This is a genomic window from Cohnella abietis (assembly GCF_004295585.1).
Classification (GTDB): Bacteria; Bacillota; Bacilli; order Paenibacillales; family Paenibacillaceae; genus Cohnella; species Cohnella abietis.
In genome coordinates this window covers 4,071,084-4,089,739 of sequence record NZ_AP019400.1, presented here as the reverse complement: position 1 = coordinate 4,089,739, position 18,656 = coordinate 4,071,084, and the positions used below count along the sequence as shown (strand labels likewise).

Genomic DNA, 18,656 nt, shown 5'->3' with positions numbered 1-18,656 from the left:
ACCAATAAAGATCAATTTAAGGGAATTTACCTGAAGGAGAAAGACAATATTAGAATAGGTGGTTTAACTGGATATTTATTCACGGACGGAGGTAATTTAATGGAGAAAATCGCGATCATTTCTGATATTCATGGGAATATCCCGGCATTTCACGCAGTATTGAATGATATTAAAGCACGGGAGATATCTAGAATTTTCTGTTTGGGGGATCTGGTTGGCAAGGGGCCAAGCTCTGATATTGCTGTAGATTTGGTTCAAGCAACATGTGAGAAAGTAGTTACGGGAAATTGGGATGCACATGTACCTCAACTTACTGATAGTAAAACGATAAAGTGGCACCAAAATAAGCTAGGTAAAGTTAGGCTGGATTACCTTCGTGGGTTGCCTTTTTCCATTGAATTTTACATGAGTGGTAAATTTGTTAGGCTTTTTCACGCTTCTCCTCGCAGTGTTCATGAACGAATTCAACCATGGGATTCATACGAGTCAAGACTGTCACTGTTTGAGTCCTCCGATCTCTGCGAGCAAGAGATTGAGGCCGATGTAGTTGGCTATGGGGATATCCATAATGCACTCATTCAGAACTTTAATGGGAAAACGTTATTTAATGTAGGAAGCGTTGGGAATCCATTAGAAATTCCTCAAGCATCTTATGCCATACTAGAAGGGGAGTATAACAGCCGAGAACCTTCATCCTTTAGTATTCAGTTGGTAAGAGTGCCATATGACATTGAGCTAGCTGTTAAACAGGCGCTTGAAGAAGATATGCCATCTTTAGAAGCATACATCTTGGAGTTGAGAACTGCCCAGTATCGAGGAATTAAGAAATAATGGAGGAATGAAATGGCTAATTCTGTTACTATCACACTGAATGACATATCATTTCAACTACATAAAGACAAAGATTTCGAATGGCTAAAAGAGCTAGGTAATGTGTTTTGTGTTTTCGATCAACAGGATTCAGGGAATATATCCTTTGGGGTTCAAAATGGTGAAACGAAGAGGTTTATCAAATATGCGGGAGCGCATCCTTTAGCCTATTTGGGTGATCCAAAGGACGCAGTCACTCGATTAAAGCAAGCGATACCTCTGTATCAGCATTTAAGTCATCAGCATCTCATTAATTTAATTAACCATTTTGAAGTGGAGGATGGATATGCGTTAGTGTTTGAATGGTTTGATGGGGAGTGTCTTCATCCTCATTGGTCATTTCCACCACCAGCCAAATATAACGATCCGAACTCGCCCTATTTTCGATATAAACAATTGCCGACTGAGTTACGTCTACTTTCTATAGATAGTATTTTTTCCTTTCATGTGGAAGTTGAGGCAAGTGGTTATGTTGCTGTTGATTTCTATGACGGTAGTATTTTGTATGATTTTAATACGAATGCAACAAAAGTCTGTGATATTGATGTTTATCAGAAAAAGCCCTTTATTAATACAATGGGGAGGCTGTGGGGGTCTTCTAGATTCATGTCTCCAGAAGAGTTTGAGCTTGGGGCCAGTATTGACTCGGTTACGAATGTGTTTAATATGGGAGCAATTGCTTTTGCGCTTATTGGCGGGGAGCTTGATCGTTCTTCTACGAAATGGGACGCTGGAAAAGCCTTATATGAGGTAGCGCTTAAAGCTGTTGAACCTAATCGAAATGATAGATATCAATCGGTGAAAGAGTTTTATTCAGCTTGGAAAAGTGCGTGCGAAATACTAGGTGAAGCGAGTGGAGATAATTAGTCGGTCGTGCCGCGCAACTCGGTAGGAAACCAGTGAGAATGGTGGTAGTTAGTAGGAGAGACCGCGCAACTGGGCACCAATCCGAGGTGGGTGGAGGTAATTAGTCGTTTGTACCGCGCAACTCGGTAGGAAACCAGTGAGAATGGTGGTAGTTAGTAGGAGAGACCGGCAACTGGGCACCATTCCGAGGCGAGTGGAGGTAATTAGTCGGTCGTGCCGCGCAACTCGGCAGGAAACCAGTGAGAATGGTGGTAGTTAGTAGGAGAGACCGCGCAACTGGGTACCAATCCGAAGCGAGTGGAGGTAATTAGTCGGTCGTGCCGCGCAACTCTGCGGCATAATTAAAGAAGGTCAGGTGGTTGAGCATGAAACAACTATTTCTTATGGTTTGCCTCCTTTTTATAATGGGCGCGCCTAGCCAAGCTAGGCACAACTAGCCGGTGAAAGTCCGGTCGAGGTAAGAGCCAAGTCGCCTCGTAGCTGACGGGCATCTGGTGGAGAGATCCTAAGGCTGAAGCCCCGTGACAAAGTAGCTCCGTAAAGGAGTGCGAGCAAAACAGCAGGCCGTAACATCAAGTGAATCCTGCCGCATCGTCAAAAAAGACCTGAAAAGGACAAGAGGGAGTCGAGTCCCGGTGTTATGGACGAAGACCATGGAACGCGTGAAGCCCTTGGAAGTGCAACGCGGAAGAACCCTCCGGTGTACGGGGATCGGCATGCTAGGAAAGTTGTGTTTGGAACTAGGGATATCCTACTTCGCACGAAGTTTTTTTTTCGTAAGGAGCGGACCTATAAGCCCGAAAGGTGAAATGGCGAGCTGCGAGAAGGAAGTCGGAGGGGGCAGTATTACCGATGAAATGAGGACAACAAAACCTCATGGAGGGAAGAGCCCCTGCTTTGTTCAAGCAAGTTGAGGAGGTACGAGTGAGTGAATGCAGTCAAACCTGCTAACTACGCCAAAGTAAAAGCTCAAGAACTTCAAAACAAGCTATATCTTGCCGCCAAGGAAAAATCGAAAAGAAGGTTTCATGCCCTCTACGACAAAATTTATCGGGAAGATATCCTGTGGGAAGCTTGGAGACGAGTAAAAGGCAACAAGGGCAGTGGAGGTGTCGATGGAATGACCATCGACCAAATCGTAAAGGTGCATGGGGAAGAACAGTTCGTCGAAGAAATTCGCAGACAATTAACTACAGGTGTATATCATCCGCTACCGGCAAGGAGGAAAGAGATACCTAAGCAGGACGGAAAGCTTCGTCCGCTCGGTATTCCTGCTGTCGTCGACCGCGTTGCGCAAATGGCAACGAAACTTGTAATTGAGCCAATCTTTGAGACGGACTTCAAGGAATGCTCTTATGGATTCCGCCCAAAACGAGATGCCAAAGGAGCAATCCGCCACATTCGACGTGCCGTTAAGAAAGGCGTCTACTGGGTAGTGGATATTGATATCGCCGGGTACTTCGACAACATTCCGCATGAGAAGTTGATGAAGCTTGTGGAGCAACGAATAAGCGACAGAAGGATACTCAAACTCATACGGAAATGGCTGAAGGCAGGCTTCGTAAAAGATGATCAGTTCTACGAAACCGACCTCGGAAGCCCTCAGGGTGGCGTGATTAGTCCATTACTTGCAAACATCTATCTGAACTATCTCGACACGATTTGGGAGAACAAATTCACTGAACTTGGCACACTCGTCCGCTATGCGGACGATCTTGTTATCCTTTGCAAAACCAAGGAAGAAGCGCTGAAGTCAATCGACGTATTGAAAGCAGTATTCGGAAAACTCGAACTACAGATGAATACGTCCAAGTCCAAACTTATTAACCTATGGAATGATAAGTCGGGATTTGATTTTCTGGGCATGCATCACCGAAAAATCCCGAAACAGGTCAAGGGAATAGAACGTTATATTCTGCGAAGCTACCCCTCGAAAAAAGCCATGAAGAAAATGAAAGAGAAGGTAAAGGAAGTCACTGAGCCGCGTAACCGACTATTTTGGACAATGAACAGAATGGTTGACGAACTCAATCCGAAAATACAGGGTTGGAGGAACTACTACGCTATGGATACCTTTGCTGATCTGTTTCTAAATAAAATCGACTGGTATATTCTAAAAAGATTGACATTGTTTTGGAATAAGAAACGCAATCGTCGTAAGAAGCATAGTCATTCCAGAATAGCGGGCATTGTTGCCCAGCACTCTGGACTAAAGAAACTCGTTGGATAGGAAAGTACCGTAACGCGGAAGAAAGAAGAACATCGGAAAGCCGGATGAGGGAAAACCTCACGTCCGGTTTGATGCAGGGGGAGCTGGAAAATTAAAAGGAGGGCTTCCGCCCCCCAATGAAAATTTCAGTTCTCTACTCTACGATGTCAAGGAGAGAAAGAATCTGTTGAGCTTAAGCCGATTACATTAGCAGAGGCCTATCCGGGAGATATTCTGGAAGTAAATAAAATTGAATTGCTGGATGGTTCTTCTGGAGAGAAGAAGGTTATTGAGAACCAAAATACTATCAAAGAATGGTTAGTTTTAATTAAGGATATACAATTAGTACCCGATGATAACCAGGAAGGGCGAGTCGGATATATATTCGGAATAAGCTTGTTTAAAGGGGAAGAAAATAGACTGGGATTTACCCCTGATCATATAAACAAGATTTACTATAAGTCTAATCCTGAATTTGAAGAGCAAATTAGAAAGTTATTTAATGAACAGTTTGGAAGGGAATTCTAATTGAGCGAATTGAGCAAGAAGAAGAGGAGTTAGAAGTGGATGGTCTATAAAATCGAAAAATGGATGGTCTCAGTAATTAACAAAACGGTTAAAATGAGCACAAAGGATGGTGCTAGTGTATGAACACTAACGTTTTGTTAATACTGACACTTATAGTTATGGTTTCAGCTGTAGTTATAACCCTTAAAGTAGGCTCGACCTTGGCTAAAAAAGAGGATACGAGCACATACTCCTTAAATAGAGGGCGTAAATGGGGAAGATTACTGTCCCTCTACGTAGTCGTAATAATCGGAGTATTAATTATTTTCCTAAATGTAATGAAATGATCTCATTAAAAAATCACCTAACACTGATCACTATCACCTACTTGCTATCAGCTATTGCTCTATGATAAGCTTCCGCAAGCTTTTTAATCCCTTGTTTAATCAGATGGTCATCAACCTTACTAAAGGTCAGGCGAATATGGCGGTTATCCGAACCGAGTGTACTTCCCGGAGTAAATACAACGCCGTTGTCGATGGCATAGTTAAACAAACGCTGCTCTTCCCAATCCCCACTTAAAGCACACCAAAGATGGATCCCTCCGCGAGGAATTTCGAATTGCGCATTGTCGCCGAATTCCAATCGGAGGGATTCTATCGTTAGATCGAGTTTTTTCTGCAAGCCAACTCTAAGCTTCATAAGATGGTTGTCCAAATGCTCGGAAGTAAGTAGCTGAGCTGCGATCCATTGAGGAATGTTGGAATGACCGAAATCCCATTGCTGCTTGGCATCAGTTAACCGCTGAATGACGGATTGCGGCCCGGTAATCCAGCCGATCCGAAGTCCGGATGATACGATTTTCGACAATGAGCTAACATATAAAACGGATCCATCTTGATCCATCGACTTCAAGGTGTACACCGGCTCTTGGTTATAGCTGCTGAGACTGTTTGGATCATCCTCTACAATCGCTATCCCGTATTTCGTCGATATTTCCAGCAATCTTTGCCTACGTTCATAGGATAGCAAAGTTCCTGTAGGGTTCTGATAGATCGGATTAACGAACACCATCTTAATTCGATGCTGTTTATATAAGGAAACGATCTCCTCTGGATCAATACCGTCCGCAGTAACGGGCAACCTAAAGGTTCTTAAGCCTGCAGAGTGAAAGATGGGCAGGGAGAAGGAATAGGAAGGATCTTCAATAGCAATACCGTCCCCCGGTTGTAACAAGCATTGTATAATAAGCTGCAAGGCTTGCTGCGCGCCTGAAGTAACAAGAATAGATGATGATGAGGAAGAGATGCTACGAAAGGTTTGTAGATGAATGGCAATGCTTTCCCGCAGCTTGAGATTACCTTGGATGTGTTCATAACCTAAATACTGACTTAACTCCAACTGACTATGTGCTTCTTGCATAAGGGTAACAGGAAACAAATCGGGGCTAAGCTCACCGATTGCAAAGTTTATGTAAGGCTTGTCAGAGCCTAGGATTTTGTGGATTTGGCGGGTCATGGGATCATTGCGATGTAGAAATCCGCCCTTCACATACTCTTCCCAATTAGGGATGCGTTTCATGCTTCCTTCAGCAGTTGAAGAAAGGGTTACAATAGTTCCGAAGCCTTTCTTGCGACTCACAAGCCCAAGAGCGTTTAATTGATCATAGGCAGCAATAATCGTGCTACGGTTAACATCGAGTAGGGCAGCTAGCGCGCGTTCCGAAGGCAAAGAGCTGCCCGAAGGAAATTCACCGTTCATGATTCTCATCTCCATGTAATTGGAGATTTGAATATATACCGGGATTTGCAATTCTTTATCCGGTTTCCAATCCATGATGCGTTTGCTCCTCCAGATCTGCTAATCATTAATCTTGCTTATCAGAACCTCAGTTCGTCATAGTTAAGCTTATTATAGCACAAGCCCGGATTAAGTTTGCCTCTTCCGCCGCTTGCCGGAGGTATTCCAACTGCTCAATCGCAAAAAAAGGGACTACCCCCTAGGTCTCACTTACTTAGACCTTCCGGGATAGTCCCTCTTCAAACGATTCAGATTGGTTATCATTCGCTACTTACCAAAACCAATTATTGTTTTTGTTATCGTTGTCGTGAGATGGTCGCTGATACCAAGGTTGGTGATCGGGTTTCTTATCTGGTTTCGGTTGAGTAACGACAGGCGATGTATCTACAGGCGGTTTCACAACTGGCGGTGTTACCACAGGCGACGTATCAACAGGTGGTTTTACAACAGGCGGCGTCACCACGGGCGGATTAACAATCTCAGGCTGTCCGTTAGAAGGAATTACCCGACGGGCAGTTACGTAAGTCTTATCCCAAGCGCTGCCTGAGAATTTAGAGATCGTAACACCAATCCCAACCCGGTAGGTATGCAGAAGCTGGTCGTTCCCAATATATATACTAACGTGATTAATGACACCATCCCGGTTAGTATCTGAGAAAACTAAATCACCTGGCTGTAATTGAGCACGGGAAACGTAAGTGCCAGCCTTGGATTGCTGCTTGGAAGAACGGGGAATACTGATCCCATTCTGTTTAAACACATATTGTGTGAAGGAAGAGCAATCAAATGTTGATGTGCTATTCGCTTGGGCTCCGAACTTATAATTAACTCCAATATATTTCTTTCCTAATGCAATAACGTTATCAGCGGTAGAGGATTTGGTAGAAGTGGCAGCGTATGCGGTTTGTGTGCTTGAGAGCAACGTTCCCGCGGATAAGGCTACCGTAAGACTCAATGCTGTACCTATCAACAATTTGCCGACACGAGATTTAGGAATATAATTTATATGATTCATAATGGCCTCCTATGGCTAGTTGGAATGGTAGGTGACGAGCACCTGAAACAACCATAACACACCTTTTTCATCCAACATTTACTAGCAAGAAAGTGCAACCTTGTCCGCACAAGCCATTTTCCCCATTATGATAAAATGATGAGAAACCTCACATAATTCTCTTGTTGATTCGAGAGGAATGGTGTGATTTAAATCTAACTACTAATAATAAGAACAATTTATCTTTGCTTTTGTAAGGTAGTCATGTGATAATGTCACGACACCATTTCGTCTTGGAGGCTTTCAATTGAGTAAATATCCGTTTGAATTTGAGCATTCTAAACCATTCCTTCAGCAAGTCGGAGAATGGGTTGCGGATGTGTTTTACGATATATTGCCAGAAGCGGGATTTGAAATTCGCGATGAGCAAATTTATATGGCCTTTCAATTAGAAAGGGCATTCGCTGAGAAGCAGACGATTTTCGCGGAAGCGGGAGTTGGAACGGGGAAAACACTCGTTTATTTGCTCTACGCCATCTGTTACGCTCGTTACCACCGCAAGCCTGCCATTATTGCTTGTGCAGATGAATCGTTAATTGAGCAATTGGTCAAGCCTGAAGGCGATTTGGCCAAGCTTGCTCAGCATTTGAGCTTGTCCATTGATGCTAGGCTGGGGAAATCTCAGGATCGCTACCTGTGTCTAAAAAAGCTCGATAATGCAAGATCAGGCTATGAGGATTTGGATTTGTATAAAGGTTTATATGAAGAGTTACCTTCTTTCGTCCATAAGAGTGAGGGCATGCAATCCTTCTACGCGTATGGAGATCGTAAGCAGTATCCTCATTTGAACGACGAGCAATGGGAGCGAATTAATTGGGATCCGTTCCAGGATTGCTTCGTGTGTGATCAAAGGCATCGCTGTGGACAAACGTTATCACGTGAGCATTATCGGCAATCTACGGATCTCATCATTTGCTCTCATGATTTCTATATGGAGCATGTATGGACCTATGAAGGTCGCAAGAGGGAAGGACAGCTTCCACTGCTGCCAGATCATTGCACAGTTGTCTTCGATGAAGGCCATCTATTAGAATCAGCCGCTCAGAAGGCGCTGACCTATCGAATTAAGCACGATCTATTCGAAGAGTTAATTACTAGACTTTTGAAAAATGAAATTCGCGAATCCTTAGCGGTGCTTATTGATGAAGCGATTGAGCGCAGTGAAGCTTTATTCGAGCTGCTGGAACGTCAAAGCGAATCTATTCCGGGCTCCGATCGCCGGCGGATTCACTTGAATGATAAGCTAATTCAACAGGTCAACCAATTACGTAAAGTTATTGATGGAATCGAGGAGGAGCTTGTCTTTGAAAGCGAACTGTACACCTTAGATGACTATCAGCTCCGTATTGTGGAAGAGCATCTGGAGATGATGCAGAAAGCGTTAAGTCTGTTCCAGGGCTCAAGCTCACTCATCTGCTGGGCGACGGAAAGCACCACTGGTCTCACACTCGTCGTAATGCCGAAAGCGGTTAAAGAGGTTCTACGTGAGCGCGTATTCGCTTTGAATATGCCCCTCATTTTCTCATCGGCCACCTTGTCTACGAATGGCTCGTTTGACTACTTGGCTTACAGTCTTGGGATCGATAAATACTTGTCCTTTAGTGTGGATTCCCCATACGATTATGAGAACAGGATGGAAGTATTACTGCCTAAGCGAGAGGACATTGCTTCTTTCGATGGGAAAATGAAGACAACTGCAAGGTTGCTTCAGCGTACAGAAGGGAGAGCTTTAATTTTATTTCCTTCTAAGGAGGAGCTGCGGCTTTTCAAAGAGGCGATTCCATCGTTCCCTGAATGTAATGGGATGCGCTTCGGTTTCGAAGGGGATAGTGAGATTAGTCAGCTCATATCGGAGTTCCAGCTTGATGAGCAGAGCATTCTCTGTGCGGTTACCTTGTGGGAGGGCTTAGACATTCCAGGGCCATCTCTGTCGAACGTAATCGTATGGTCTCTTCCTTTTCCCCCGCAGGATCCTGTGTTTATGGCCAAACGTGAGGAAGCAACATCACCTTATGAGGAAGTCGATTTGCCTTACATGCTCCTGCGTCTTAAGCAAGGAATTGGTCGCTTAATTCGGACCCGTGAGGACTCCGGCATAATTGCTATTCTAAGTGAAGAGATTCATAAGGATGCAGATTTACGCTCGCAAGTCCAAGGCTTGTTACCAAAGGGCGTTGATCTTAAGGAAGAGTAATCGTATGATAGATAGAGATTCATAGATACAAGGGGAATACAACATGGGAGGTAGCGATCAAATGTTGAAAGTAGCCGTTCTTATCGGAAGTCTTCGACAAGGTTCCTACAACTTACAATTGGCCAACACCATGAAGGAACGTTATATTAACAAGATTGATTTTGAAATCGCGGACATTCGATCTCTACCATTTTTCGATCAGGACATCGAATTAAATCCACCTCAAGCTGTTAAAGAGCTGTTACGCAAAATCGTTTCGGCAGACGGAGTACTCATTATTACCCCGGAATACAATTGGTCAGTACCCGGTGTACTTAAGAACGCGCTCGATTGGTTGTCGCGAGTAGATAAGGTGCTTATCGGCAAACCTGTTATGACTGCTGGAGTATCCCCGGGCATGATGGGAACAATCCGTGCACAGCTGCATCTAAGAGAAATTCTAGCAAGCCCAGGCATTCTGGCTAAGCTATTACCTCCTGCCGGCAACGAGATATATATAAGCTCCGCAGGACTTAAGTTTGATGAAAGCACGGGTAGATTGGTTGACGAATCCACTCTCCGTTTTATTGACAGAGTCGTAGATAAATTTATTGATTTTGCACGGTAGGTAACTATTGCTCGAAGTTCTCATACCTATATACTTGAATTGAAGGTCTTTGTTTGGTTCCTATAGGAATCAAGGAGAGGCCTTTTTTGTGTTAGTGCTTGGTATTCGAATCTACAGGATGTCTAAGATTATCTTTGTAGAGATCGAAATACAAGCTACCGTTCGTTCCTTTGACCGCATAGAAAACATCTGCTGCGTTCAAGCTTCTCTCATTTAATTGCTGAGATAACCACTCGAGGCTAATTCCGTCATGTACGAAGTTATCTTTAATAATTTCCCCATCCATAATGAGCTCAATTGGGAATTGGCTTCTTTTAGCCTTTGCACCACTTAGGAACATGAAGTCTTTTTGGGTAATTTGCCGATACTCGAACTTTTTTAATACAGAAAGCTTCCCGTTTAACTCTAGAACGGCATATTCCACCTCCTGAATATCGAAAATATCCTTTTCCCGCAGCTCCTGATCCAAAGTATCAAGTGAGAACTGTAATTTCTTTAGGTTTTCCTCCATAATCTTGCCATTCTCAATGACGATTGTAGGTTTACCTGAGAGCGATTTTCGGAGCTTCCTATTTTTAAGTGTAATTAGCGCGACAATGTAGGAAATTCCACCAAAGGTGAGTAAAGCAATGGTAAGCTGCGTTGTCTTGAGAGCGTAGTTGAAGGCGAGATTTCCTGTAATTGATCCTAACGTAATAGATGAGACAAAGTCATAATAAGTCATTTGTGCGAGCGTATGTTTTCCGAGAATTTTCGCGATGGTCAAGACCAAAATAAAAGAAATTAACGTACGGAGCACGATTTCGAGGGAAATGTTCAAAAGTTGAGCCTCATTTCGGTAGTTGAAGTGTTATTTTCTAGCATCGACGTTATGCGGATTTCGTATACTTTTTCATTAATGAGGCTCACAGCTAAATAAATAATTTAGAATTCTTAAGCTTTAATTAAGTAATTATTACGGGTGTCCTTAGCTTTATTCGTTATCTTAATAGGAGACAAGCAAATGGCTTAAGGAGAGTGTTCCAATACTATGAAAACCTTATTGTATATTCTGTATGGTGGCAAATCGGTTGAGCATGAAATTTCATTGAAAACAGCGTACACCGTCATTCAATCGATAGATCTTAATAAATTCGAGGTATATCCCATTTACATTACACAAGAGGGAAAGTGGTGCTCCAATGGAAAGCACAGCACGACGCTTACCGATATCTCTGATCTCATCATTCAGCCCTCCTATGGACAAGCCTCGGCTTCCTTAGGCAGCATAATGACCCAGCTATTCTCTTTAGAGGGTAAGAAGGTTGCGTTGCCTCTGCTTCATGGCTCCAACGGTGAAGACGGAACGATTCAAGGCTTGCTGGAGCTGCTGGACATTCCTTACGTCGGCAATGGTGTTCTTTCCTCCGCCGTCGCAATAGATAAGGCTGTATCCAAGGAGCTGTTGTCCCATGCGGGAATATCACAAGCCGAATATCGGACCTTCACCTATGTTCAGTGGATTAATGATCTTAAGAACTTGATTGCAAGCATTGAAAATAATATCGGCTATCCTTGCTACGTCAAGCCATCGTCCCTAGGCTCCAGCATCGGAATCAGCAGATGTATGAATGAAGCTGAGCTGCGTGAAGCAGTCAATACTGCATTCAGATATGACCGCAAAATCGTAGTAGAGAAGGAAGTCGTGGGTAGAGAAATCCAGGTTGCAGTCAGGGGTAATGATCACCCTCAAGTATCGGTTCCGGGGGAATTTATTCAAGATAAAGCATTTTTCGACTTTAACGCTAAGTACGTGGACGGCAAATTAATAATGTCCATTCCAGCGGAAATCCCTACAGCTCTGACGCTTGAAATTCAGGACACGGCGAAGCGTGCTTACCAAATTTTGAATTGCGCTGGCTTGGCCCGCGTGGATTTCTTCGTCGACCAAGAGGGGCGAGTATATCTGAATGAGATCAACACGCTTCCTGGGTTTACGAAATTCAGCATGTATCCTGTTATGTGGGAAAGAACGGATGGAACGACGTATTCGGAGCTCATTGAGAAGCTAATTGACTATGCGTTTACACGTCATGCGGATAAGCAATCCATTTCATATACGAGGTGATCCGATTTTATGATTAGAAGAACATTGCTGCAGGTTTCGACTATGTGCGAATCTTCTTTTCCAACGAAAGATCAACAGAAGATAGAAATCTCAGGAGTATCTATTGATACTCGCACGTTGAATAAAGGTAATCTGTATGTTCCAATCGTCGGTGACCGTTTTAATGGACATCAATTTGTTCAGCTTGCGATAGAAAAAGGAGCTGCGGCGGTATTATGGAAGCGGAATGAGCCTAATCCACCATTAGGTCAAATTCCAGTCCTTATTGTAGATGACACATTGCTGGCAATTCAATCGTTAGCTGCGAATTACCGCCTTCAATTGAACGTGACTGTCATCGGCATTACGGGAAGCAATGGCAAAACCTCTACGAAGGATATGCTTGCTGAATGTCTATCGAAGCAATTCAAGACGCAGAAAACACAGGGCAACCTCAACAATCATCTAGGAGTCCCCTTGACCTTGCTCGGTCTTGAGGAGGATACGGAGATGGCCGTTGTGGAGATGGGAATGTCAGATCTTGGAGAAATCGAATTGTTATCGAAAATGGCTAAGCCTGATATCGCCATTATTACGAATATTGGAGAAGCACATCTAGGTGATTTAGGGAGCATCCGCAATATTGTTCAGGCGAAGTTAGAAATTATATCAGGCTTACAGAAGAATGGAACGTTAATATACAACGGAGATCATGTGCTTCTAGCTGGTGCAGTAGAGGCTGTAGACGAGGAAATTAAGAAGCTTGCCTTTGGCTTGGAAACGCTGAATGCCTATCATCCGGTTATTGAGGAAATGGACCCCTATGGCTCATCCTTCACTATTGCAAATGACCCAACCATTCTCTATAAAATACCTCTTGGCGGTAAGCACCAAATTGTTAATGCCTTAACGGTCATTGCAGCTGCTACGGAAGTAGGAATGGATAAAAGCCGCATTCAAGCCGGCCTAGCTTATGTACGGATAACCAGCATGCGTAACGAGATCACCCAAACCGATAAATATACGATTATTAATGATACTTATAAATCTAATCCATCGAGTGCGATCGCTGCTCTAGAAGCATTGTACTTGTGGCCTGCCCATCTACAGAAAATTGCTGTGCTTGGGGATATGCAGGATTTGGGTGAGCAAGATGTTTCACTGCATCACCATGTCGGTTCGTTCGTCGATGCGGAAAAGCTAGATTATCTGTTTACTTTCGGTCCGCTATCCGTTCATACGGCAGATCATGCGAGGCGAACGATGTCAGCGGAGCGAGTATTTCATTATGAAGATAAACAGCAAATGAGCTACCAAATTCAATCGATCTTGGAATCCAACGCGGTAATTCTTATTAAAGCCTCAAGAGCGATGAAATTAGAGGAAATCGTTGAGGAGCTAGTTGGAGAAAAGGAATTGCAGCAATAAGTTTACGGAGGAGGTGGAGAATAGTGAGGCCGTCAGAAAATGTTAGGGACACTTGGGCGGAAGTAGATTTGTCTTGTATCAGTCGTAATGTTCGAGCGATCAAATCCCGTTTGCCAGCTGCAACAGAATTTATGGCAGTTGTTAAAGCGGGAGGGTATGGGCATGGAGATATACAATCTGCTCATACTGCGGTTCAATCAGGGGCTGACAGTCTGGCGGTTGCCTACTTAAGTGAAGCCATCCAGCTCCGGAGACAAGGCATTACTGTCCCAATCCTTGTTCTGACACCTATTCAACCTCAGGATGTACCTATGGCGATCAAGCATCGTATTCAACTGACCGTTACTTCCGCACAATGGTTTGAACAGGCCATGGCCTACAGAAACATATATCCCAAGCTAAAGCTAATAGTACACGTTAAATTTGACTCCGGGCTGGGTAGAATCGGTATTAGGGAAAAGGAAGAATGGGAAGCGATGGTTCCTTGGCTTAAGCAAGCCGATGTTGAGGTGGAGGGAGCGTATACCCACTTTGCAACTGCGGGCAGCACTGATACTCGTTATTTGGAGCAGCAGCTGAAAAACTTTGACAAAATGAAGGGCTGGATCGACCAATCTGGTGTAGATATCAGGCATTATCATTGCGCGAATAGTGCGATTGCTTTACGATATCCCGAATTGGCAATGGATAAAGTGAGAGTAGGAGCGGCTATGTATGGCTTCTATTCTAAGGAGCTTGTGCCTGATCTGGAATTAGAGCCAGCATTGAGCTTGCACAGTCGGCTTATCCATGTGAAAAGGGTGAGCGAGGGACAATCCATTGGATACGATAATAGCTACCAGACCTCTGAGGCAGAGTGGATCGGAACGGTACCTATCGGTTATGCGGATGGCTGGTCGCAAGTCTTTCAAAGCTCTGAGATGCTCATAGGTGGACAGCGTGCAACAGTGGTTGGAAAGATCGGTATGGACCAGCTAATGATCCGATTGCCGCAGCACTATCCCGTTAATACACAGGTCACAATCATTGGAAAGCAAGGCAATGACCAAATAACGTGCGCTCAGCTGGCTGCCTCCATAGACGGCGTTCCGCAAGAGATTTCTACGGCATTGTCAGCTAGAATCATGAGGATCAATAAGGGAGAAGAGATTATTAATTACGAACAGCATCCTATTGCCTTGTGCTGAGTGATATAGAATAATACTAACGGGCAACTTCTTGGAATATCTATCGATCATAGTTTTTGCGGGGAAGTATCTCCTTCCGGTTGCTGGCTCCACCCCGTAAAGTGAAGATAAGCTTTGTAGTTATTTCCGAATACTTTACGGGGACCCCGGGTTGAGATCGTGAAATCTGAATGGGTAAAACATTACAAGGAGATTTCACGATCTCAAAGGCAAACGCTTCGCTCCTACAGGAGATACATCCCCTCTTTTTATTATCGATTTAAGCCAGAAAAACAGGCTCAACTTCAAAATGAGTGCTTGACGGTTAGTGAGCACTAGGGCATTATTATGCTACTTTTCGCCCGATATGAGGCAAATAGCGTATGTACGAAGAGTTTTTGTCCTCAGTTAATCGACAGCCTCTGAGCGTTCACTATGGGTCGCCAATCCCCGCTTTCTTCCGAAATAAGGTACCGAGCGTTCACTATAGGTCGCCAATCCCCGCTTTCTTCCGAAATAGAGTACCGAGCGTTCACTATGAATCGCCAATCCCCGCTTTCTTGCGAAATAAGGTACCGAACGTTCACTATAGGTCGCCAATCCCCGCTTTCTTCCGAAATAGGGTACTGGGCGTGCACTTTGAGCCGCCAATCCACACGTTTAGCCGCACTCTTTGGTCAAATGGAAGTGTCGAGCAGCCATTTAAAGATGAGGTTTCTTTGTGCATTTAAAACAAGTTCCCATAATTCACCTAATGGATAGCCCTTCCGAGTGTCTTTTTGCATAATTATCCATAATTCAGAGCATTATCATTGGGTAGCAGTCTACGGCGAAAGGATGCTCACTATTTTTTGACTTACAAAGGGTATATTAAAAGTGGTATCATTATAATTCACCTCGCGGAAAGGATAGCGCAGGTGTGCACATCAGGAGGCCCTCATGTTAAGGAAGATGGAAGTCCCTAGATTGTATGTGTTCGTTATTCATGCGCTTCTGATCTTATCTTTAACAGGGATAATCATGGGCTTGCTTGGTAAATCAGTAGCTATTAATAAAATGTTTAATCCAAGCTTAAAGATCGCAACCGTTGCCCATAGAGGTGCATCAGGCTATGCTCCGGAGAGCACGCTCGCTTCTTATCAGCTGGCAGTTCGGATGAATGCCGACTATATCGAAATGGATTTGCAGCTAACCGCTGATGGGGAAATCGTCGTCATGCACGATGAGACTGTCAATCGCACTACGGATGGTAGAGGCAAGGTTATGAACCTGACTTTAGCCGAAATCAAAGTGTTAGATGCTGGCTCTTGGTTTAATAAAAAGCATCCCATGTACGCTAGGGAAGAGTACGTGTACGAGAAAGTACCGACCTTGAGAGAAGTGTTCGAAGCTCTGGGCAAAAATACGAGCTATATGCTGGAGGTTAAATCGCCTGAGGATAATCCCGGTTTAGAGGAGAAAATGTGGGCTTTAGTCGAGCAATTCGATTTAGTTGACCATATCGCGGTACAATCATTCAGTAAGGACAGTTTGAAGAAAATTCGTGAATGGGATAAGGATGTGCCCCTATTTCAGCTTATGTGGTATAGCAGGCCAGCACATATCTCAGAGGCTTCACTTAAAGAAATAAGTACCTATGCGAACGGGATCGGCGCTAATTTCCTGCGAATTAATGAGAATTACGTGCATAAAGTCAAAAATGCTGGCTTGCTGATGTATCCGTACACCGTTAATTATCAGATTAACATGAGTAAAGCGCTGGAATGGGGAGCAGACGGCGTTCATACCGATTACCCGGATCGCTTTAATGAAGTCATCGATGAATTCTCTCATCCGAATGTGTAAAAAGGGATTGAGTAGCTTTCTAGAGAACAATTAATGGAGGACAATTATTATGGCGAACAATAAGAAGAAACAACAAAGGCACCAGCCAGCTACATCGTCTGAGCAAGCGGATAAACCCGTTACCTTGAAGGATTTACTCGGCGCAGGAACGATAGCTAAGCTGAAGCAGCAGGCGGAGGACCTTAAGCAAGAAGAAGCTCAGCGTAAGGATAATGAGCGAGTGGCTGCTGAAGCTGCACGACAAGCGGAGCAGAAGCTCAAGGAGAAGGATTTCGAGTATTTATTGAACAATAGTGGCACGGTGGGCAGAAAATACAATTAATCATTTTCTACCCTGAGAAGAATGGTCTTTAAGCGTAAAGTTCATGCAGGCTTTTCCAGAAGAGGATAGGACATTCGTGCTTGGCATCAGTGCTGATTTGAATCCGAAGGCTCTGCATCCTTTAGGAAATTTCGGGTCCCATGTCACATAAAAATGGCGACATTTCATGCAATCTACTTGTTGATTGTCTAGCATATTTATCCCTCATTGCTTGCTTATTAGTAGATTTATTATACCTTATCTTATTCTTCCTGTTTCATAGAGAGGTTCGATGCACATGAAAAAAATTTTTGCTAGGAAAGTTTTACCTATTCTTATGGCGTTAACGTCAGCCTTCCTTCTTGGCGGATGTAGTGAAAGTGAAGCTAAGAATGTAACATCTACGACAAGTCAGCCTGTTATTCACGAACAAGCTCCAAGTAGTACTTTGGCTAATAGTACTGTTGTGAGCAAAGAAGTAGAATCTAAGGAAGTGATAGACACTCCCACAGATCCTATTAAAGAGGATATAATTGAGAAGAAGCGAAAGCTTCCTAAAGGCTTTGTTTACATGGATGAAGTCATTCCGGCAGCCAAATCAGAAATTCGATATTACTCGGACTACAATTTTGTAGGGAAGCGTATTGACGGCTATAAAGCACCTATTGCTATTCTAGCTAGCGACGCAGCTAAGGCATTAAAGGCTGTTAGTGATGAGGTTGAGAAAAAGGGATATACCTTGCTCATTTACGACGCGTACCGTCCACAGAAAGCCGTTAATCACTTTATTCGATGGGCTAAGGATTCCAAGGATACGAAGATGAAGGACATTTTTTATCCCGCGGTTGATAAAACAAAAGTGTTTAAACTTGGCTACGTTGCTTCAAAATCTGGACATTCTCGTGGAGGTACGGTAGATTTAACTATTATAGACAAGAAAACAGGAGAGATTGTCGATATGGGGAGCCCATATGATTTCTTCGGTGATATTTCTAGTCATGGCACAAAGCTGATTACATCCGAGCAAACTGCGAATCGCAACATCCTTAAGAATGCGATGGTTAAGCACGGATTTAGGCTCTATTCCAAAGAGTGGTGGCACTACACGCTCAATAAAGAGCCGTTTCCTAATAAATACTTTGATTTCGATGTAGAATAACTAGGGTTTCAGTAAGCCAATTTTTTGAATAAATTTAGGGGGCGTTTATATGTCATTCTTCACAAGTGTAAAGCAAGCTGAACCGGAAGATACTCAAGCGATTATGAGGTTGCTTGTCAATACAGCGGAGTGGCTGTTAAGTAAAGGCTCCTCTCAATGGAACGCATTGCTTAGGGGAGAGGATTCACATAATACTCCAGAAGCAATCGAGCAAGGTGAAGTATTTATTTTTAAGCAAGATACACAGCTCGTAGGTATGTTTATGCTCCAAAAGGAACAGAGCAAGTGGGATCGGGAGCTATGGGGTGAAGAAACTGACAAATCCTCTGTCTATTTGCATCGCTTGGCGATTAATCGTAAATTCGCGGGCAAGGGTATAGGTAAGCAGATGATGCTTTGGGTGAACTCGGGTATTCCCTATCCAGGCAAAAACACAATAAAGCTTGATTGTGCTTCTAACAACACAATACTTAATGCGTTCTATAGAGAGCTCGGCTATGATTTTAAAGGTCTAGCGGTCAATGAGTACGGGGAATTTAGTAAATTTGAGAAAAAAATATAGC

Annotated in this window: 16 protein-coding genes; 13 read left to right on the top strand and 3 right to left on the bottom strand. The window is 43.6% G+C overall.

Going from position 1 to position 18,656, the window contains the following annotated elements; translation table 11 throughout:
- The first annotated feature begins 99 nt into the window (after positions 1-99).
- The 4 genes from KCTCHS21_RS17785 to KCTCHS21_RS17770 all read left to right on the top strand — a co-directional run bounded on the left by KCTCHS21_RS17785 (position 100) and on the right by KCTCHS21_RS17770 (position 4,474).
- On the top strand, positions 100-831 hold the full coding sequence (locus KCTCHS21_RS17785; protein WP_130616571.1) for a metallophosphoesterase family protein: 732 nt from the start codon (positions 100-102) through the stop codon (positions 829-831).
- 12 nt (positions 832-843) lie between these two features.
- Positions 844-1,737: a serine/threonine protein kinase gene (locus KCTCHS21_RS17780; protein WP_130611221.1), complete on the top strand. Its 894-nt coding sequence runs from the start codon at positions 844-846 to the stop codon at positions 1,735-1,737.
- Positions 1,738-2,665: 928 nt separating this feature from the next.
- Positions 2,666-3,967, top strand: coding sequence for a group II intron reverse transcriptase/maturase (gene ltrA / locus KCTCHS21_RS17775; RefSeq protein WP_130611219.1), 1,302 nt, complete (start codon positions 2,666-2,668; stop codon positions 3,965-3,967).
- Between the two features lie 234 nt (positions 3,968-4,201).
- Positions 4,202-4,474, top strand: a complete 273-nt coding sequence (locus tag KCTCHS21_RS17770) for a hypothetical protein (RefSeq protein WP_130611216.1) — start codon at positions 4,202-4,204, stop codon at positions 4,472-4,474.
- 363 nt (positions 4,475-4,837) lie between these two features.
- Here KCTCHS21_RS17770 and pdxR read toward each other — a convergent pair whose 3' ends face one another.
- Both pdxR and KCTCHS21_RS17760 read right to left on the bottom strand, forming a co-directional pair.
- Positions 4,838-6,289, bottom strand: coding sequence for a MocR-like pyridoxine biosynthesis transcription factor PdxR (gene pdxR, locus KCTCHS21_RS17765; protein ID WP_130611213.1), 1,452 nt, complete (start codon positions 6,287-6,289; stop codon positions 4,838-4,840).
- Positions 6,290-6,524: 235 nt separating this feature from the next.
- Positions 6,525-7,268, bottom strand: coding sequence for a C40 family peptidase (locus tag KCTCHS21_RS17760; protein ID WP_179952621.1), 744 nt, complete (start codon positions 7,266-7,268; stop codon positions 6,525-6,527).
- A gap of 286 nt (positions 7,269-7,554) precedes the next feature.
- Between KCTCHS21_RS17760 and KCTCHS21_RS17755 the strand changes: the two genes are divergently transcribed.
- Together KCTCHS21_RS17755 and KCTCHS21_RS17750 are read left to right on the top strand one after the other, a co-directional pair.
- Complete coding sequence (locus KCTCHS21_RS17755; protein ID WP_130611210.1) at positions 7,555-9,501, top strand: ATP-dependent DNA helicase; 1,947 nt, start codon at positions 7,555-7,557, stop codon at positions 9,499-9,501.
- Positions 9,502-9,562: 61 nt separating this feature from the next.
- On the top strand, positions 9,563-10,108 hold the full coding sequence (locus tag KCTCHS21_RS17750; RefSeq protein ID WP_408621713.1) for an NADPH-dependent FMN reductase: 546 nt from the start codon (positions 9,563-9,565) through the stop codon (positions 10,106-10,108).
- 91 nt (positions 10,109-10,199) lie between these two features.
- Here the strand turns inward: KCTCHS21_RS17750 and KCTCHS21_RS17745 are convergent, their stop codons facing one another.
- Positions 10,200-10,928: a DUF421 domain-containing protein gene (locus KCTCHS21_RS17745; RefSeq protein ID WP_170211432.1), complete on the bottom strand. Its 729-nt coding sequence runs from the start codon at positions 10,926-10,928 to the stop codon at positions 10,200-10,202.
- 210 nt (positions 10,929-11,138) lie between these two features.
- Between KCTCHS21_RS17745 and KCTCHS21_RS17740 the strand changes: the two genes are divergently transcribed.
- From KCTCHS21_RS17740 to KCTCHS21_RS17705, 7 genes are all read left to right on the top strand, one after another.
- Positions 11,139-12,215 (top strand): D-alanine--D-alanine ligase, encoded by a 1,077-nt coding sequence (locus KCTCHS21_RS17740; protein WP_130611207.1) that lies wholly within the window; start codon positions 11,139-11,141, stop codon positions 12,213-12,215.
- Positions 12,216-12,224: 9 nt separating this feature from the next.
- Positions 12,225-13,622 (top strand): UDP-N-acetylmuramoyl-tripeptide--D-alanyl-D-alanine ligase, encoded by a 1,398-nt coding sequence (locus tag KCTCHS21_RS17735; RefSeq protein WP_130611204.1) that lies wholly within the window; start codon positions 12,225-12,227, stop codon positions 13,620-13,622.
- Between the two features lie 23 nt (positions 13,623-13,645).
- Positions 13,646-14,809, top strand: a complete 1,164-nt coding sequence (gene alr / locus KCTCHS21_RS17730; RefSeq protein WP_232057870.1) for an alanine racemase — start codon at positions 13,646-13,648, stop codon at positions 14,807-14,809.
- Between the two features lie 918 nt (positions 14,810-15,727).
- The gene (locus KCTCHS21_RS17725) at positions 15,728-16,633 is read left to right on the top strand and encodes a glycerophosphodiester phosphodiesterase (protein WP_130611198.1); all 906 of its coding nucleotides are present in this window, start codon (positions 15,728-15,730) and stop codon (positions 16,631-16,633) included.
- A gap of 49 nt (positions 16,634-16,682) precedes the next feature.
- Positions 16,683-16,955: a YqkE family protein gene (locus tag KCTCHS21_RS17720; RefSeq protein ID WP_130611195.1), complete on the top strand. Its 273-nt coding sequence runs from the start codon at positions 16,683-16,685 to the stop codon at positions 16,953-16,955.
- Between the two features lie 277 nt (positions 16,956-17,232).
- On the top strand, positions 17,233-18,093 hold the full coding sequence (locus tag KCTCHS21_RS17710) for a M15 family metallopeptidase (RefSeq protein WP_197726475.1): 861 nt from the start codon (positions 17,233-17,235) through the stop codon (positions 18,091-18,093).
- Between the two features lie 49 nt (positions 18,094-18,142).
- Positions 18,143-18,655, top strand: coding sequence for a GNAT family N-acetyltransferase (locus tag KCTCHS21_RS17705; RefSeq protein ID WP_130611188.1), 513 nt, complete (start codon positions 18,143-18,145; stop codon positions 18,653-18,655).
- Position 18,656: the final 1 nt, after the last annotated feature.

What these genes read in the sequence shown, in the direction of transcription:
- KCTCHS21_RS17785 (WP_130616571.1), top strand. Translation starts at nt 100, where the DNA reads ATGGAGAAAATCGCGATCATTTCTGATATTCATGGGAATATCCCGGCA.
- KCTCHS21_RS17780 (WP_130611221.1), top strand. Translation starts at nt 844, where the DNA reads ATGGCTAATTCTGTTACTATCACACTGAATGACATATCATTTCAACTA.
- pdxR (WP_130611213.1), bottom strand. Translation starts at nt 6,289, where the DNA reads ATGGATTGGAAACCGGATAAAGAATTGCAAATCCCGGTATATATTCAA.
- KCTCHS21_RS17760 (WP_179952621.1), bottom strand. Translation starts at nt 7,268, where the DNA reads ATGAATCATATAAATTATATTCCTAAATCTCGTGTCGGCAAATTGTTG.
- KCTCHS21_RS17750 (WP_408621713.1), top strand. Translation starts at nt 9,563, where the DNA reads ATGTTGAAAGTAGCCGTTCTTATCGGAAGTCTTCGACAAGGTTCCTAC.
- KCTCHS21_RS17740 (WP_130611207.1), top strand. Translation starts at nt 11,139, where the DNA reads ATGAAAACCTTATTGTATATTCTGTATGGTGGCAAATCGGTTGAGCAT.
- KCTCHS21_RS17735 (WP_130611204.1), top strand. Translation starts at nt 12,225, where the DNA reads ATGATTAGAAGAACATTGCTGCAGGTTTCGACTATGTGCGAATCTTCT.
- KCTCHS21_RS17725 (WP_130611198.1), top strand. Translation starts at nt 15,728, where the DNA reads ATGTTAAGGAAGATGGAAGTCCCTAGATTGTATGTGTTCGTTATTCAT.
- KCTCHS21_RS17720 (WP_130611195.1), top strand. Translation starts at nt 16,683, where the DNA reads ATGGCGAACAATAAGAAGAAACAACAAAGGCACCAGCCAGCTACATCG.
- KCTCHS21_RS17710 (WP_197726475.1), top strand. Translation starts at nt 17,233, where the DNA reads ATGAAAAAAATTTTTGCTAGGAAAGTTTTACCTATTCTTATGGCGTTA.
- KCTCHS21_RS17705 (WP_130611188.1), top strand. Translation starts at nt 18,143, where the DNA reads ATGTCATTCTTCACAAGTGTAAAGCAAGCTGAACCGGAAGATACTCAA.